This is a genomic window from Ideonella sp. (assembly GCF_036277275.1).
Taxonomy (GTDB): domain Bacteria; phylum Pseudomonadota; class Gammaproteobacteria; order Burkholderiales; family Burkholderiaceae_C; genus Ideonella.
Map to the genome: position 1 here is coordinate 26995 of NZ_DASUNH010000095.1, position 15798 is coordinate 42792.

Below are 15798 nucleotides of genomic sequence, written 5' to 3' on the forward strand. Positions count from 1 at the left end.
CTTAGGTCGTGCGTCGAAGCCGCACTGTCCGGCCTCACGCGACGTGAGGGTCAAGCAGCAAGGCGGCCTCGGCGGCCTGGATGTACGCGCGCACACCGGGCGGCAGCACTTCGCCGGCGCGCAGCAGCGGCTCGTTCGCGTAGGCGTGCACCAGCCGGGCACGCAGCGCCTCGTCGTTGCGCGTCGCGCGTGCCAGCAGCCGGCGCCATTCGTCGACCACCGGTTCGGCGGCCGCGTCCTCGGGCGGTGTGCCGGCCTGGATCAACGCATTGACGCGTTCGGCCAGCGCGCGCCATTCGAACTGCAGCGACTTGTCGAGCCGCTCGATGTCGTCAGCCGACAGGTACTTGCCCAAGGTCGTCAGGCGCAGCTGGATGGCCTCGTCGATGTAGTGCAGCGTGGCGTCGTCGATGCCGGCCTTGTTGCTGTTGCTGACCGGCTGTTCGTCCAGCATCTGGCGCCAGCGCTTCAGCAGCCGGGTGTCACCGCGCATCCAGCGCATCGTCAGGTCCATCCAGCGGCGTGCCAGCGGTTGCAGCTCGAGCGCGTCAGTCGGCACGCCCGCCTGCATCGCGGCCCTCACCTCGGCCACCAGCGACGGCCACTCGGCTTCGGTGCATGCCCAGTCTTCGAACAGGCGCTTGACCTCGTCGGCGCTGAAGTACTGCGCACAGGCATTCATCAGCGACAGGCCGCCCAGCCAGTCGTCGAGCCCCGGCTGGCTGCCGCTGGCGAGCAGTGAATGCATCAATGCCAGTTTCGAGCGCAGCTCCTGGCTGCGCTCGATCTGCTCGTCGATCGTCGCGATCTGGCGCGCGATCAGTGCCGGCAGCGGCGCTTCGGGCCCGGCGTCGAGCAGCGAGGCGATCTCGCCCAGCGCCAGCCCCATGCCGCGCAGCGCCTGGATGCCGTGCAGCCGCGCCACGTCCTGGTCGTTGTACAGCCGGTAGCCCGATTCGGACCGGGCCGATGGCCGCAGCAGACCGATGCTGTCGTAGTGATGCAGCGTGCGGATGGTGAGCCCGCTGCGCCTGGCCAACTCGCCCACTTTCAGCAAGCGTGCTCCCTGTGTCGACTCAATGAGCGGTCTAGTATCAACCCTCACGCGGCGTGAGGGTCAAACGCCCGCTGGCCGCGGGGCTTTTCCGCAGGGGCGGCCAGCACCACCGCCAGCAGCACGCACGCGAGCCCCACCCACTGCGCAGCGCGGATGGTCTCGCCCAGCCACAAGGCCGACAACAGCAATGCCGAGACCGGCAACCACGCTGTCGCCAAAGATGCCCGCGTGCCGCTGGTGCGGGCACTGCCCGCGTACCAGAGCAGGAAGCCGCCGACAGTCGGCACCCAGGCGTAGTAGGCGATCGCGCCGAGGGCGCTAGCGTCCAGCACCGACGGTGATGTGCGGAGCATCAACGCCGCCGGGATCGCCGACAGCGCCAGGCCACCGGCACTCATCAACGTCGACAAAGCCAGCGCCGGCACCGGGGTCGTCAGGCGTTTGTTGGCGAGGATGAACAAGGCCTCGCAGCCGATGGCCGCCAGCACCAGCGCAATGCCTTGCCAACGCTCGGGTGCGGCGGCGCCCGCCGCATCCGGCGCGGCGGCCACCACCATCACGCCGACCGTGGCCAGCACGACCGACGCCGCCAGACGCCAGCCCGGCCGTTCGCCGAGGAACAGCACCGACACCAGCGCCGACACGGCCGGCAACGTGCCGGCGACGATGCCGGCATCGGCTGCGCCGCAGCGCTTAACGCCTTCGATCAACAGCACCGTGTAGCCCACGCTGCCGGCCGCCGCCTGCAGCAGCAACAGCGCTCCGTCGCGCCAGCCGACGCGCGGCCAGCGGGCGCGGGTCCAGTACATCAGCAGCAGGAACACCGGCAGCGCCGCCGCATGCCTCAAGGCGGTGGCCAGGAAGGGTTCGACGCGGTGGCCGATCAGTTGGCTGGCGACGACGGTGCTGCCCACCACCACCATGGCCAGGCTGCACAGCCACTGGCCCTTGAGTTCATTTCGGGATTCGGAAGATTCGGACATGCAAGACCTCTGAAGACATTCCAGGGTCCGCAGTCTCGCGACGCCAGGCGCCGCGGTCTTGAACGTGGTTGCAGCCGCAGTCGACGGCTAATGCGTCATTGCTTGTTGCCAGGCACCGGGCGTGAAACCGAAATGGCGAGCAAAGGTGCGCGTCATGTGGCTCTGGTCTGCGAAGCCGCAGGACGCCGCCGCGCTGGCCAGACCCGCACCGTCGCGGATCAGGGCCCGCGCCCGCTCGGCGCGGTGCTGCAGCAACCATGCAAACGGAGTCAGGCCAAAGACCTTCTGGAACTGCCGCAGCAATTGGAACTTGCTCAGCCCTGCGAGGGTGGCCAGTTGCTCCAGGCTGGGCACGTCCAGCGGATCGTCGCCCAGCCGGTCGCGCACGATCAGCAGCTGGGCGGTGGCGAGGCGCGCACTCCCCTCCTGTGTAGCTATGCCAGTCGCATGCCGTTGCAGCAACAAGCCGCAGGTGTGGGCCAGCGCCTCGTCGCAAGCCAGCGCATCGGCGCGTGTGCCGGCACCGGCATTCCAGAGCTCCAGCCGGTCCAGCAGCTGGCGCAGTGCCTGGCCCAGGCGGGCGTCGTGCACCACCGGCCGGGTCAATGCCAGATCGGCCGGCACCTCGCCCATCGACCCGACGACCTGGGGCTCGAGGTAAACCATGCGCCAGCGGCGTGAGTCGGTGCCCAGCGGCCGGCCGTCGTGCACCTCGCCGGGATTGGTGGTGATCAGGTCACCGGCGAAAGCCTCGACATCGCCCTGGCCGCTGGCCGAGCGCTGCGCGCCCTGCTCCACCACACCCAGCCCGTAGGTGGCGTGCCAGTGCCGCCCATAGTGGCGCGCACTGTCGATCCAGGTGCCGTGCACGCCCGTCCAGGGCGAGCCGAGCACGCGGGCGCGGTGATGAGGCGCGATAGCCATGGGCCGCATGATGCCCGAGGCTCCGCGTGGCCCGCGAACTTCCGGCTGAGACCGCCAGCTGGCTCGTCAGCGGCCGGCCGCTATGGCTTCTGAATGGCGCTCGGGCAATCCCGCTTGGCCGTTTCAGTCACGCACCAGTCGGCAAACAGGACGGTCTCGTCACGCAGGTACGAAATATTGTCCAGGCTGCGGTAAATGCCCCATTTGCCCCGGTTGTAGGAGGCGCCCGTTCGCCAGGTATCGAGGGTGCCGCTTTTCCACGACAACAGCGAGGCGCCATCGCTGAGCCTGCGCAGGTTGACCTGGATGCTGCCGTTGTCATCGTTGTAGATTCGGACATACGCCTCCACCCAGGTGTTGATGAACGGCGCGAGGTTGGCCTCGGCCTTCACCCCGCTGTTGGACGACCCCGTGTAAATGACCTGCAATTTGCTGGGGTTTCCGAAGCGCGGCGTGAGCGTCAGGATCGGCGAATCGTCGTCACCGCCGTAGGCCTTGACCTGGTGAATATGCGTGAAGCTGGGTGACGGCTGGAAGCCGCTGGGCAGTTTGAATTTCCAGCGGTAGTGAGCCGTCTCGCCGCGCGCGTGCTGCTGCGTGGGAGATCCCTCTGGCGAGGTCTTGATCTCCACGCGTTGCCGGTCGGTGGCGGTGCACCGATCGTCGTCGAGATCGCGGTGGATGTCGAAGGCAAAGACGTACTTGTCGAGGTCGCTGTCGAAGGCTTCTCGCACATGCCGAACGTTGTGCTTGCAATCCGGCACCTCGATCCCGAATTTCTTGGACTCGATCAGTTCATAGGTATTACCGACACCATCGGCACTCAACGTGACCGCGGCCTGCGCGGTAAATGCACTTAGAAATACGGCTGCGCCGGCCCAATATCCGGCACCAAAACCAATCGGGATATTTTTCATTGATGGACTTCCTACGGTTGACCTGAATGCCCCCAAGGGACCTCTTTTCTCCATCCCGATGCTTCCGTCCGGCCCAAAAGGCGTCAATCTGCAGATGTAACGACTTTCTCGTTGGATCTTCGCCCCCCGTCGCCCAATACAAGACCTTCTGCCGATCGGTTAATATCGCGTCTGGTCTCTGTCATCTTCGCTACAACTCGACACAGTGCCAGGGCAGGAATATTCATATCCCACCAACTGACGCCCCGACCGACGAAATATCGCGGACCGACCAATCCGCCAGCGTGGACTTGCGTTGACCCCACCTGTCGTGCGCGCGACGATTCCGCCATGAGTGAGAACACGCTGCCGCCGCTGCCCACGCCGTCACCCGCAGGGGCCCAACGCTGGCGCGACCCGCACCGCTACCTGTGGCTGCTGAGCCCGTTCTTCGCGCTGGGTGCTGCGTGGAATCTGGTGAACTTCTGGCGCAGCGGGGCCGAGTTCTGGCTCTGGCTGCTGCCGGCGGTGATGTACATCGTGATCCCGCTGGTCGACGCACTCCTGGGGCCGGACGGCCGCAACCCGCCGGACGGCAGCACCGCAGCCCTTGAAGCCGACAACTACTACCGCGCGATCGTCGTTGCCTTCATTCCGTTCCAGTTTGCGGCCACCATCCTGGGCTGCGCGCTCGCGGCCTCGGTGCCGCTGTCAGCCACCGGCTGGTTGGGGCTGGTGCTCACGGTCGGCGGCATCAACGGGGTGGCGATCAACACCGCGCACGAACTGGGCCACAAGCGACCGCGCTGGGAGCGTTGGTTGTCGCGCATCACGTTGGCCCCGGTGGCCTACGGGCACTTCTATGTCGAGCACAACCGCGGTCACCACCTGCGGGTGGCCACGCCAGAAGACCCGGCCAGTGCGCGGATGGGCGAAAGCTTCTGGGCCTTCCTGCCGCGCACGATGCTCGGCAGCGTACGCTCGGCCTGGCACATCGAGTCGACCAGCCTCGCCGCGCGCGGGCTGCCGGCCTGGCATTGGCGCAACGAGGTGCTGCAGGCCTGGGGGATGACCACCGTGCTGTTCGGCGCGCTGGCATGGGCCTTCGGCCCCAAGGTGCTGGTGTTCCTGGCGGTGCAGGCCTTCTACGGCGCTTCGCTGCTCGAGGTGGTCAACTACATCGAGCACTACGGCCTGCTGCGTGCGAAGCGTGCCGACGGGCGGCGCGAGCCTTGCGACGTTACGCATTCATGGAATACGAGCCACGTACTGTCGAATCTGTTCCTGTACCAGCTGCAGCGCCACAGCGACCACCATGCCCATCCGGGCCGGCGATACCAGGCGCTGCGCCATTTCGCCGAGAGCCCGCAGTTACCGTCGGGCTACCCGGCGATGCTGCTGCTGGCCTATGTGCCGCCGCTGTGGTTCCGCGTGATGGACCGGCGTGTGCTCGCGCACTACGGCGGCGATGTGGGCCGCGCCAACCTGCATCCGCCTCGTCGCGAGGCCTTGCAGGCGCGCTATCCGCGACCCGCCTCCCGGGAATCAGTGTGAATAGTCGGGTGTGACGGCCGGCGTGGCGTACTCGAAGCCGATCACGGCACGGGCGTAGAGGTAGTTCTCACGGGCCCGCTCGCTGAGCGCGTCCATGTCGACCAGCCCTTGCTCGTTGCAGGGAAAGACCATCGCGCGACCCTGGTTGAACAGGGATTGGAACCGCAGTTCGTAACGCTGTTGGGCTGACGGTGCGGTTTCGATGCAGATGTCCATTTGGGGTCTCCACAGGCACCTGGAAGTTCCGGGTGTATGGACTTAACTCTAAGCACCCCCTCTGCGGTTGACAGCGGGCGGACACCGATCCGGTGTGTCGGTGTCAAGCGTGACGTGATGTCAGCGTTTGTCCGACACGCGTCGCCGTACGCTGCCAAGCGCCAGCACACCCGCGACGACGACGAAGCCAGCCGCGATGCCGGTCAGCGCGTCGCCCAGCAGGCTCACCAGCCAACCAACCGACGGCAGCGCAGCGACGGCCGCTTCGATCAGGTGGTGCAGCGCCGGAATGCCGTGCACCAGGATGCCGCCACCGACCAGGAACATCGCTGCGGTGCCGACCACCGCCAGTGTGCGCATCAGCCACGGCGCCGCCGCCAGCAGAAACGCGCCCAGGCGTTGAGAGAACGCGCCGGGCCGCTTGCTCAGCGCGAGACCAGCGTCGTCGAGTTTCACGATGCCGGCCACGAAACCGTAGACACCGACCGTCATCACCACGGCCACCAACGCCAGCACGCTGGCCTGCGTCGTCAGCGACGTGCCAGCGACGCTGCCCAGCGTGATCGCGATGATCTCGGCCGACAGTACGAAATCGGTGCGCACCGCGCCTTTGATCTTGTCTTTCTCGAACGCCACCAGGTCGGCCTCGCCCGCCACCAGGGCCTGCGTCAGGCCCGCGTGCTCGGCCTGGTCCTCCGCGGGGCTGTGGAAGAAGCGGTGCGCCAGCTTCTCGGCTCCTTCAAAGCACAGGTAGGCCCCACCGATCATCAGCAGCGGCGTGATCAGCCATGGCGCCACCGCGCTGATCGCCAGCGCCGCCGGCACCAGGATGGCCTTGTTGAGCATCGAGCCCTTGGCAACCGCCCACACCACCGGCAACTCGCGCTCGGCGCGCACACCCGACACTTGCTGCGCGTTCAGTGCCAGGTCGTCCCCCAGCACGCCGGCTGTCTTCTTCGCGGCGACCTTGGTCAACACCGCCACGTCGTCCAGCACGGTGGCAATGTCGTCGAGCAGGGCAAGCAAACTGGCAGCGGCCATGGCAATTCGGAAGATGACAAAACGCGGCATGTTAGAGCCTGGCAGGGCCTGGCGGATGCATGGCCAGTTAAAGTGCTCCGACGCTGGCGCCACCATGGCCAGCGCCCCCCTCACGAATGACGCCACCCGCGTGTGACGTGATCAACGAAGTGACGACACGAGCATCGACATGACCCCTGCCTTGCTTCCCCGCCCGCTCGGCGGCCTGGCCGCGCTGGCCACCGCCACCGCGCTGATGCTGGCCGCCTGTGCCAGCTCCGCCCCCACGGACCAAGCCCCGGCGCCCAACGCGGCGTCCACGACGACCGCGGCCAGCGAAACGCTGGCACCCAACAGCAACCTGCATGTCGAAGGCATCCCGGCGGTGCCGCTGAGCGTGGTGAAAGCGGTCGACAAGTACACCGACTTCCGCGGCCATGGCTTCGTCGACTGGCACCCGGCACAGCGCGAGATGCTGGTCACCCACCGACCGGCCGGCGGCAGCACCGCGCAGCTGTATCGCGTGAGCGCCCCGCTGGCCGAACCCGAGCGCCTGACCGACTTTGCCGACCCGGTCTACAGCGCAAGCTACGAGCCGCTGGACGGCAAGTACATCGTGTTCGAGCGCTCCAGCGGTGGCAACGAGGTGAACCAGCTCTACCGCATGGAGCTGGGCACCCGGGCCACCACGCTGCTGACCGACCCGGACCAACGCCACAACGTCGAGACCTGGCTGCACGAGAAGCGCGGCGTCGCGAGCCGGCTGCTGTACACCTCGGTCCCGCTGGACCGCACGGCCGCCGGCGGCGCCCGGGCACAGATCAGCACCACGCTGTGGCTGATGGATCCGCTCAAGCCCGAGGCGCGCCGCAAGGTCATCGAGCTGCCCGGCGGCGGCTGGAACGCCTCCAGCGTCTCGTGGGACAACAAGCAGGCCGCACTGACCAACTACATCTCGGCCAACGAGTCACAGGTCTGGCTGCTCGACCTGGCCAGCGGCAAGCGCCGCCAATTGCTGCCAGCGCCTGGCAGCAAGCAGCGGGCAACCCACCTCGCCTCGGGTTTCTCGCGCGACAACAAGGCCCTGTTCTTCGTCAGCGACCGCATCGGCGAATTCAACGAGCTGCAACGCGTCAACCTCGCCAACGGTGCGATCACCCGCGTGACCGGCCACATTTCGTGGGACGTCGCCGGCGGCAGCCTGTCCGACGACGGGCGCCTGCTGGCGCTGAACATCAACGAAGATGGCCAGGGCAAGCTGCGCCTGGTCGACGCGCGGAGCCTGAAGGAGAAGCCGGCGCCGGCGCTGCCAGCGGGCAACCTGAGCGGCATGCACTTCCACCCGAAGCGCGGCGAGCTGGCCTTCGGCCTGAACAGCTCCGCCGGGCCGAGCCAGATCTACAGCCTCGATCCGGCCAGCGGCCAAGTGCAGCAGTGGACGCGGGCCTACGCCCCCGAGGGGGTGGACCCGACCCGCTTTGCACCGCAACAGCTGGTTCGCTGGAAGAGCTTCGACGGCCGCACGATCTCGGGCATGCTGACGATGCCGCCGGCGGGCTTTTCCGGCAAGCGGCCGGTGATGATCAACATCCATGGCGGCCCGGAAGCGCAGGCACAGTTCGGCTTCCTGAACCGCAACAACTACTTCGTCGAGGAGATGGGCATCGCGATCATCCAGCCCAACGTACGGGGTTCGACCGGCTACGGCAAGACCTTCGTGGCGCTGGACAACGGCCTGCAACGCGAAGACTCGGTGAAGGACATCGGCGCGTTGATCGACTGGATCGCCACCCAGCCTAACCTCGATGCGTCACGCATCGTGGTGATCGGCGGCAGCTACGGCGGCTACATGAGCCTGGCGGTGTCGACGAACTACGCCGACCGGATTGCCGGCGCGATCGACATCGTGGGCATCTCGCACTTCGTGACCTTCCTGAACAACACGGAAAGCTACCGTCGTGACCTGCGCCGCGTCGAGTACGGTGACGAGCGCGACCCGGCGATGAAGGCCTTCCTCGACAAGATCTCGCCGTTGACCAATGCCGCGCGGATCAAGAAGCCGCTGTTCGTCATCCAGGGCCGCAATGATCCGCGCGTGCCCTACACCGAAGCCGAGCAGATCGTGAAGAGCGCGCGCGCTAACGGCACACCGGTATGGTATCTGCGGGCCGAGAACGAAGGCCACGGATTCCAGCGCAAAGAGAACGCGGACTACCAGTTCTATGCCACCGTGCTGTTCCTGAGGGACACGCTGAAGCTGCAGTGAACTCAGCGTCCCGCAGGGCCGCGAGCCTCTCGCGGCCCTGCCCAAAGGCCGTCCTCGGACGGCCTTTTTCTTTGGTCGAACGGTTGCGCGCCATGCGCGCGCGTGGACGTTCGCACGTGCACCCGCGCATAGCAATCGACGCGCCTGGCCCTGCGTTTCGCGTGTCGGGAATTCCCCCGTTGTTGCCGCCTCCCCGTCAGTCGCATAGTGTGCAGGCACGTTTTCGAACGAGCGTGCTATTTTTCTAAAAACTGCAGGAGACGGTCATGGCGAAACGCATCGTGCGTGGGGTGTCGTGGTTCGTGTTGTTCGCAGCAGGGCTCCTCGCCCTGGCCCATGCGACGAACTACTCTCTGTGGATCAACGGCCGCACCGGCGGCGGCCAGCTCGGCAACCATGCCGACTTCAGCTACTGGGGCCCGGCCACCGCCAACGCCGGCGTCAACAAGAAATCGGTCAACTGGGACGGCTACAACCACGTCTCGGACCAGAACTACCTCGTGCGCGATGCGCTCGACTGCTACTGCACCGGCCAGAACTGGTGCTACATCGCGGTCCACAGCGCAGGCAACCTGCAGATCGGCTACTCGCTCGCGCTGTACGGCGGCACCAGTCGCATGATCAAGAACGCCAGCCCGAACAGCCAGGGCCAGTGCGGCAACCTGAACGGCAGTTCGCAGACCGGCTGGAACATCAAGTGGGTCGATGTCGGCGGCGGTGCGGCCGGGGGTTCCGAGCTGGCCGATGCCGGCGACTGGGCACTCGACGAGCCGCTGGTGGCCGACCTGAAGACCGCTACCGCACGTGCCATGTACGACCATGGCTCGACCCGCGCGACCTGGTTCAACATGTACGCCGGCGCCAATGGCACGGTGTATTCGTTCGTGCTGCCCGGGCAAGACGACGAGGCCATCGCCTACCACTCCAGCGGCGGTGTCTCGGGCAGCGGCAACGGCTCGTTCTGCAACCCGAGCGACTGGTGGTGCAACGACCTGACGCTGGGCACCGCGAAGAACGAAGGCGGCCGAGCCAAGTGGGCTTTCCACACTGTCGCCTTCCGCGACAACGGCGAAAGCTACAACCACTACACCAGCGGCAACTGGGGCGGCATCATGAGCCGCGTGCGTGCCGACATGGAAGCCAACGCGCGCTGAAGCCATGCGATCCCGCCGCACTGCCGCCGTGCTGGCGGTGCTTGGGGCGGGCGCGGCGCTGCTGTGGTGGGCCTGGGGGGACACCCCACAGGCCGTCGCCGCGCCGCCAACCGCCGCCCCCCCGTCAGCCCCTGCTGTGGTCGCTGACGCCCCTGCCCCTGCGCCCAAGGCGCGAGCGGACGACCGCAGCGCGGCGCGTGCACTGTGGAAGCAACGGCTGGAGCGCGCGCGTCGCACCCTCGACAGCTACCGCGAGGCAACACGTTATCCGCACGAGTCGCGCCCGCTGGCCGAGCATCCCGATCAGGTGCACCCGAACCTGCCGATCGCCACCGAGCGGCCGCTGCGCGAACCCGGTGGCCCGGTGATCGAAGGGCTGACGTTGCGAACCACGCAGGAGCGTGTCTATTCGCAAGGTGACGAGAGCGTGCTGTTCACCGTGGCAGCCATCGACGGCGAAGGCCGCACGCTGCCGCTGCAGGTGCCGCGGGCCATGGCGCACGAAGGCGCCACCGGCGCGCGCCCCTCGCGCGTGGCGCCGATGATGGTGCAGTTCACCGACGACGGCCGCAGCGGTGACGCCGTCGCCGGCGACAACGTGCTGAGCTTTCGGCTGCAACCGGCACGTGATGGCTTTGCCGATCTCGACGGCGTGATCCGCGTCGAGCTGGCGCTGCAATCGGGCGAGCATTCGGGTTACGCGTTCTTCGACGTGATCCATTCGCCGGGCACGCCCGCCGTCTGGGGCGCAGTCGTCCGCGAGGCGGTGGAGGCCGGTTCATTGAACCTGTACCTGCCGGCGCAGGTGATGCAACCCGGTCGTTACGTGGTGACAGGCCGCGTCGACGATGCCGACGGCCGGCCGCTGGCGTTGCTGAGCTTCAATGACGAGCTGGGCGTCGGGCCGGTCGAGTTCAAGCTGCAGCTGTTCGGCAAGCTGGTGCGCGACATGCAACCGACCTTTCCGCTGGTGCTGCGTGACGTCGACGCGTTCCTGCTCAAGCCCGACACCTTCCCCGACCGCGCGCTGATGCCGCGCCGCATCGGGCAGGTTCACCGAACCAAGGCCTACCCGCTGGTCGCCTTTTCACCAGCAGAGTGGACCAGCGAGGAGCGCAACCGGTACCTCACCGAGTACGGCAAGGACGTACAGGAGGCGGAAGACCACCTGAAAGACCTCGGGTCGGGCCCCTGATGCGTGAGGGCGGGAACTGGTACAACCGCCGCACCGTTCAACTGCCTCGCCCCTGCCATGCCGACCCCCTCTCGATTCCTGGCCGTGCTCGGCCTGGTTGTCGGCGCGATCGCGCCCTTGCACGCCCAGACCGCGCCTGCCGGCGCGCCCGACCCCGAGCAGTTGCGCAAGGTCGTCTCGGACACCGAGCGTGCCTTTGCCAAGACGATGGCCGATCGCGACCTCGCGGCCTTCACGAAGTTCCTGTCGGCCGACACCGTGTTTCAGGGCAGCAAGGGTTCGTTGCGCGGGCCGGCGGCCGTGACCGCCGCCTGGAAGAAATTCTTCGAGGGCCCGCAGGCGCCGTTTTCCTGGGAACCCGACAACGTCGAGGTGATGACCACCGGCGAACTGGCCCTCAGCAGCGGCCCGGTGCGAGACCCCGGCGGCAAGCTGGTCGCGCGCTTCAATTCGGTCTGGCGGCAAGAGACCCCTGGCGTCTGGCGCATCATCCTGGACATGGGCAACGACGCTTGCGACTGCCCGAAGCCCTGATTCCTTTTGCCTGATCCGTTGACTGCTCACGAGGCCTGTTGATGAACACTGCTTTCTTTGTCCGCGGCCATGCGCTGAGCGCAGCCGCCTTCTGCGTGGCCAGCCTGGCTGTGCCGGCCGCCGAGGCGGCGCTGGCCGTCGGTGCCAACGCCCCCGATTTCAGCGCCGATGCGGCGCTCGGCGGCCAACCCTACCGCTTCGTGCTCGCCGACGCATTGAAGAAAGGGCCGGTGGTGTTGTACTTCTACCCCAAGGCCTTCACGAGCGGTTGCACGGTCGAAGCGCACCAGTTCGCCGAGGCAACGCCGAAGTTCGCCGCCCTCGGCGCCACAGTGATCGGCATGTCGAACGACGACATCGAGACGTTGAAGAAGTTCTCAGTCGAAGCCTGCCGCAACCAGTTTGCGGTGGCGGCCGACCCGGGCGCCAAGATCATCAAGCAGTACGACGCCAACTTAGCCGTCGTGCCCAACATGGCCAACCGCATCTCGTACGTGATCAGCCCACAAGGCAAGGTGTTGCTCGCCTACGCCGCGATGGATCCGGACGGCCACGTCAGCGCGGCGATGAAGGCGGTCGAGCAGTGGAAAGCCAGCCAGCCGACCAAGCCCTGATCGGAGGCGGCGGCCCTCTGACACCCGCTCAAGAAGACTGAGTGGCGGGCTGGCACACGCGTGCCAACCCGCCATCAGCTCCTCCCCTGCGGCAGTCTTGGCTGCCTGTCGCGCGGCCCCCGCTCTTGGGTCAGCCGCCGATGTCAACGGCCGCTTCACTCATCGTGCTGGCAGCCTGGTCTCCTCGGCCCCTGTCAACCATCGATGGCGGCCTCGTCAGTTCGTGGCAGCCAACTCCTGGTAGAACACGCCGTCGTCGAGCGTCACGAACAGCAGACGACCATCGGGCGACACCTTGGTGCGGCCCTCGACGAAGGCGCCGTTGCCGGTCCAGTCGAACTGACCGGGCACCGTGAAGCGACGGCGCTCGGTCATCGTCCTGCGGTCGTACTCAGCGACGAAGTTGCTCTGCGCGAACGGGAAATACACGACGTCACCGGTCGGCGCATAGGCCGCGCCGATCGGGGTTTGACCCGCATAGGTGCCCACCGCCGGAAAGCTCTTCTTCGCGTCATCGATGAACGTGCCGCCGTAGGTCGGCACTGCCGACTGCGCGCCGTTTGGCGCGATCGCGATCTCGAACAGCGACCAGTTCGTCGATTGCAGCGACCGGTACGCGGTATCGCCGGTCATGTAGCGGCCGTAAGGGCCGCTCGACATGTTGCCTTCGGCGACTGCCACGTAGCGGTGGTTCGCGCTCGGGCTGACCATGGCCGGCGCCGACAGCTCGGCCAATTGATGACTCAGGCCGGTGACCGGGTCGTAGTGGCGCAGCGGCGTCCAGCCCGAGCCCTCGAACCTGCTGGTGACCAGCAACTTGCCCTCGGCGTCGTACGCCACTGCGTGGGTGCCACCTTCGGCGAACGCCAGCGGGAACGAGACACGCCTGACCTTGCCGGTCCTCAGCGTCACGATGTCGACGAAATTCTCGTTCGCACCGCGCGAGGCATTCGCAATCGCCAGCCGCTTGCCATCGGCCGAGACGTCCATGCCCATCGTCGCGCCGCCCAGCGCCAGCGGCGGCAGGAAGCTCTTGGTGTTGAAGTCGAAGCGCCGCACTTGTGGCCCGCCGCTGATGTAGAGGACCTGGTTGGTGCCGTCGAAAGCGATGTCGACGCGGCCTTCGGCGGGGATGAAGCCGCTGGTCAGCGCGTCGGCCTGTGCCGAGCCGGCCAGCACGAAAGCAAGCGCCGCCATGCGGCGGATCCAGGGGGTTGATTTCGTCATGTGTTCTCCTTGAAGGTCACCATCGATGTACGGCCCCAAATGAAGCCGCAACGCACCGGCTGGCCCGCGTGGCCCCGCGGCGGAAACAGTCGCCCAACAGCGACGTCTCCACCCTCCTCCTCGTTTGGACCGCAGATCAGTCAGTGCAGAAGACAGTGTAGGCATCCAGTGGCTCAACCGATGAGCCACCAAGAAAGTGCCGCTAACCACGTTTGCTGCGCCCCACCGCCTTGGCCGCCCGACCGCGGGCTTTCCACTCGCTCAGCAGCTTGTGCCTGTCGAACACCGTCATCTCATGACGCTGGGCTTCGCGCTGCAGCTTGTGGTAGCTGAGCAGACGACCTGCCGGCACAGCAGGTCGCACCGCGCAGCCGGGCTCGTCCTGGTGCTGGCAGTCGCGGAACCGGCACAGCGGCGCCAGGCTCGAGATGTCGTCGAACACGGCGTCGAGCTGCGCCTCGTCGGCATCGAGCTGCAGGCCGCGCAGCCCCGGTGTGTCGATGATGCAGGCACCGTTGGCGCACCGATGCAGCGAACGCGCTGTCGTCGTATGGCGGCCATGCTCGTCACCGCGACGCACGCCACCGGTGTCTTGCACCGCGCCGGTCAGCTGGTTGGTCAGCGTGCTCTTGCCGGCCCCGCTGGACCCCAGCAGCACCAGCGTCTGGCCTTCGCAGAGCCAGGGCGCCAGGGCTTCGGCGCTCGATGCATCGAGCCCATTCAGCGCGAGCACGTCGACACCGTCGCTGGTGTGGCGGCGCACCGCGTCGACCCGCGCCGCGGGGTCGGCGCACAAGTCGGCCTTGCTCAGCACGACCAGCGGTGACACGCCGGCCAGGCGCACCAACGCAAGATAGCGGTCGAGCCGGCGCAGGTTGAAATCCTGCCCCGCGCCCATCACGATCAGCGCTGTGTCCACGTTGCTGACCAGCGTCTGGCGCTGACCACTGCTGTCGCGCCGCACGAGGTGATTGAGGGGCGGCACCCGGGCCGCCGCCCACAAGGTATCGCCCAGGTCACCGCCGGTACGCGCGGCGACCCAGTCGCCGACCACCAGCGCGTCGCCCTGCATCTGCAAGGCCAGGCGCAGCGTTGGCCAGACCTGGGCCACATGCTCGTGGCGGCCATCGTGCAGGCGCAGCCGGTCGCGCTGCACTTCGACAACGCGCATCAGCCGATCCGCGGCTTCGGTTTGGAGGTTGAACATCTGCGCCACGAGGCCTTGGGTCAGGCCGATGCCGCGCAGGGTTTGGAAGTCGATCGTGTCGAACATTGCTGTGGGTGATCCGCATCGAGACAAATGGAACCGTCTGCGCGGCAGGATTGACCGACACGCGCATGCGGCAGCCTGGCCTGGAGGCCAAGGCAAACAATGGTTTTGGGGTGCGGATCGCCCGGCAGTCAGGTGCCGGAGCGCAGGAAACTCGATTGATGGGGCGCGCTGGATGGAGCGCGAGCCCGGCCGTCAGGGCGACGGCTTGACCTCAACCGACAACGTCAACGCAGGGTGGCAGCGCGACGCAGGCGAACCGCGAAGGGGGTGGTCTTGACTTCATCCATGGCAGCCTCCTTCGATCGGTTGAGTGCACGCGCGCCGCGACAAGCAGCACGCCTGAGGTGGCGCACTGTGCCGCGGGCCCCAGCGCTTGTCAATCCTTCGGCGTGAGGATGCAACGCGTCATTGCACGCGCTCGCCCTCCGCTGCCAGCGACGGTCGATGCCTGACGACGGGCGCACCACGCCAACCGGCGGACCCGGCCATGCCACGCTTGGAATCGGGGCGCGACAATGACGCCATGGACACCATCGAATTCGAACTGCGCGGCGACCACATCGCGCTCGACGCCTTGCTCAAGGCCACCGGGTTGGCGCCCAGCGGTGGCAGCGCACGGCAGCTGATCGTGGCCGGCGAGGTGCGGGTCGACGGGCAGGTCGAGTTGCGCAAGACGGCGAAGATGCGCGCCGGCCAGCTCGTGCAGCTGGGCGACGCGCAGGTTCGAATCGCTGCCGCAGGCTACTAGTGTAGTGTTCGATTCTTGATCGAACTTAAATTAGCTTTACCGCTCCAATGGTCTACTTCGGTCTGCATTGGAGCGAGCAATTGCGAGTTGCCCCGGTCGTCGTCCTCAGTGAAGAGCAAGAAGCCGAGTTGATCAAG

General features: G+C 66.9%; 15 protein-coding genes. 7 read left to right on the top strand and 8 right to left on the bottom strand.

What is annotated here, in order from left to right; all coding sequences use genetic code 11:
• Positions 1-34 precede the first annotated feature (34 nt).
• The 4 genes from VFY73_RS16310 to VFY73_RS16325 form a co-directional block, all read right to left on the bottom strand.
• The gene (locus VFY73_RS16310; protein WP_329720633.1) at positions 35-1048 is read right to left on the bottom strand and encodes a MerR family transcriptional regulator; all 1014 of its coding nucleotides are present in this window, start codon (positions 1046-1048) and stop codon (positions 35-37) included.
• 53 nt (positions 1049-1101) lie between these two features.
• The gene (locus tag VFY73_RS16315; protein WP_329720605.1) at positions 1102-2040 is read right to left on the bottom strand and encodes a DMT family transporter; all 939 of its coding nucleotides are present in this window, start codon (positions 2038-2040) and stop codon (positions 1102-1104) included.
• A gap of 87 nt (positions 2041-2127) precedes the next feature.
• On the bottom strand, positions 2128-2964 hold the full coding sequence (locus tag VFY73_RS16320) for an AraC family transcriptional regulator (RefSeq protein WP_329720606.1): 837 nt from the start codon (positions 2962-2964) through the stop codon (positions 2128-2130).
• A gap of 80 nt (positions 2965-3044) precedes the next feature.
• A complete protein-coding gene (locus VFY73_RS16325) occupies positions 3045-3881 on the bottom strand; it encodes a heparin lyase I family protein (RefSeq protein WP_329720609.1) in 837 nt (278 codons plus the stop codon).
• Between the two features lie 330 nt (positions 3882-4211).
• Between VFY73_RS16325 and VFY73_RS16330 the strand changes: the two genes are divergently transcribed.
• A complete protein-coding gene (locus tag VFY73_RS16330; protein ID WP_329720611.1) occupies positions 4212-5414 on the top strand; it encodes an alkane 1-monooxygenase in 1203 nt (400 codons plus the stop codon).
• On the opposite strand, the gene VFY73_RS16335 is transcribed toward VFY73_RS16330, so the two are convergent.
• A complete protein-coding gene (locus VFY73_RS16335) occupies positions 5406-5630 on the bottom strand; it encodes a hypothetical protein (protein ID WP_329720613.1) in 225 nt (74 codons plus the stop codon). The genes VFY73_RS16330 and VFY73_RS16335 overlap by 9 nt on opposite strands.
• Positions 5631-5750: 120 nt before the next feature.
• Complete coding sequence (locus tag VFY73_RS16340; protein WP_329720615.1) at positions 5751-6671, bottom strand: DUF808 domain-containing protein; 921 nt, start codon at positions 6669-6671, stop codon at positions 5751-5753.
• A gap of 169 nt (positions 6672-6840) precedes the next feature.
• Here VFY73_RS16340 and VFY73_RS16345 point away from each other — a divergent pair, with 169 nt between their 5' ends.
• The 5 genes from VFY73_RS16345 (at position 6841) to VFY73_RS16365 (ending at position 12413) form a co-directional block, all read left to right on the top strand.
• A complete protein-coding gene (locus VFY73_RS16345; RefSeq protein ID WP_329720617.1) occupies positions 6841-8916 on the top strand; it encodes a S9 family peptidase in 2076 nt (691 codons plus the stop codon).
• Between the two features lie 266 nt (positions 8917-9182).
• Positions 9183-10070, top strand: coding sequence for a hypothetical protein (locus VFY73_RS16350; RefSeq protein WP_329720619.1), 888 nt, complete (start codon positions 9183-9185; stop codon positions 10068-10070).
• 4 nt (positions 10071-10074) lie between these two features.
• Complete coding sequence (locus VFY73_RS16355) at positions 10075-11265, top strand: hypothetical protein (RefSeq protein WP_329720621.1); 1191 nt, start codon at positions 10075-10077, stop codon at positions 11263-11265.
• 57 nt (positions 11266-11322) lie between these two features.
• On the top strand, positions 11323-11799 hold the full coding sequence (locus tag VFY73_RS16360) for a nuclear transport factor 2 family protein (RefSeq protein WP_329720623.1): 477 nt from the start codon (positions 11323-11325) through the stop codon (positions 11797-11799).
• A 41-nt stretch (positions 11800-11840) separates the two neighbouring features.
• Complete coding sequence (locus VFY73_RS16365; protein WP_329720625.1) at positions 11841-12413, top strand: peroxiredoxin; 573 nt, start codon at positions 11841-11843, stop codon at positions 12411-12413.
• Between the two features lie 216 nt (positions 12414-12629).
• On the opposite strand, the gene VFY73_RS16370 is transcribed toward VFY73_RS16365, so the two are convergent.
• Together VFY73_RS16370 and rsgA are read right to left on the bottom strand one after the other, a co-directional pair.
• Entirely contained in the window at positions 12630-13640 is a 1011-nt protein-coding gene (locus VFY73_RS16370; RefSeq protein WP_329720627.1) for a hypothetical protein, read from the bottom strand.
• 202 nt (positions 13641-13842) lie between these two features.
• On the bottom strand, positions 13843-14913 hold the full coding sequence (gene rsgA / locus VFY73_RS16375) for a ribosome small subunit-dependent GTPase A (protein ID WP_329720629.1): 1071 nt from the start codon (positions 14911-14913) through the stop codon (positions 13843-13845).
• A 523-nt stretch (positions 14914-15436) separates the two neighbouring features.
• Between rsgA and VFY73_RS16380 the strand changes: the two genes are divergently transcribed.
• Positions 15437-15661 (top strand): RNA-binding S4 domain-containing protein, encoded by a 225-nt coding sequence (locus VFY73_RS16380; RefSeq protein WP_329720631.1) that lies wholly within the window; start codon positions 15437-15439, stop codon positions 15659-15661.
• The last annotated feature ends 137 nt before the right edge of the window (positions 15662-15798 follow it).

Bases quoted from the DNA above. Each gene is read 5' to 3' on its own strand.
- VFY73_RS16315 (WP_329720605.1), bottom strand. From the start codon at position 2,040: ATGTCCGAATCTTCCGAATCCCGAAATGAACTCAAGGGCCAGTGGCTG.
- VFY73_RS16320 (WP_329720606.1), bottom strand. From the start codon at position 2,964: ATGGCTATCGCGCCTCATCACCGCGCCCGCGTGCTCGGCTCGCCCTGG.
- VFY73_RS16325 (WP_329720609.1), bottom strand. From the start codon at position 3,881: ATGAAAAATATCCCGATTGGTTTTGGTGCCGGATATTGGGCCGGCGCA.
- VFY73_RS16330 (WP_329720611.1), top strand. From the start codon at position 4,212: ATGAGTGAGAACACGCTGCCGCCGCTGCCCACGCCGTCACCCGCAGGG.
- VFY73_RS16335 (WP_329720613.1), bottom strand. From the start codon at position 5,630: ATGGACATCTGCATCGAAACCGCACCGTCAGCCCAACAGCGTTACGAA.
- VFY73_RS16340 (WP_329720615.1), bottom strand. From the start codon at position 6,671: ATGGCCGCTGCCAGTTTGCTTGCCCTGCTCGACGACATTGCCACCGTG.
- VFY73_RS16345 (WP_329720617.1), top strand. From the start codon at position 6,841: ATGACCCCTGCCTTGCTTCCCCGCCCGCTCGGCGGCCTGGCCGCGCTG.
- VFY73_RS16350 (WP_329720619.1), top strand. From the start codon at position 9,183: ATGGCGAAACGCATCGTGCGTGGGGTGTCGTGGTTCGTGTTGTTCGCA.
- VFY73_RS16355 (WP_329720621.1), top strand. From the start codon at position 10,075: ATGCGATCCCGCCGCACTGCCGCCGTGCTGGCGGTGCTTGGGGCGGGC.
- VFY73_RS16360 (WP_329720623.1), top strand. From the start codon at position 11,323: ATGCCGACCCCCTCTCGATTCCTGGCCGTGCTCGGCCTGGTTGTCGGC.
- VFY73_RS16365 (WP_329720625.1), top strand. From the start codon at position 11,841: ATGAACACTGCTTTCTTTGTCCGCGGCCATGCGCTGAGCGCAGCCGCC.
- VFY73_RS16370 (WP_329720627.1), bottom strand. From the start codon at position 13,640: ATGACGAAATCAACCCCCTGGATCCGCCGCATGGCGGCGCTTGCTTTC.
- rsgA (WP_329720629.1), bottom strand. From the start codon at position 14,913: ATGTTCGACACGATCGACTTCCAAACCCTGCGCGGCATCGGCCTGACC.
- VFY73_RS16380 (WP_329720631.1), top strand. From the start codon at position 15,437: ATGGACACCATCGAATTCGAACTGCGCGGCGACCACATCGCGCTCGAC.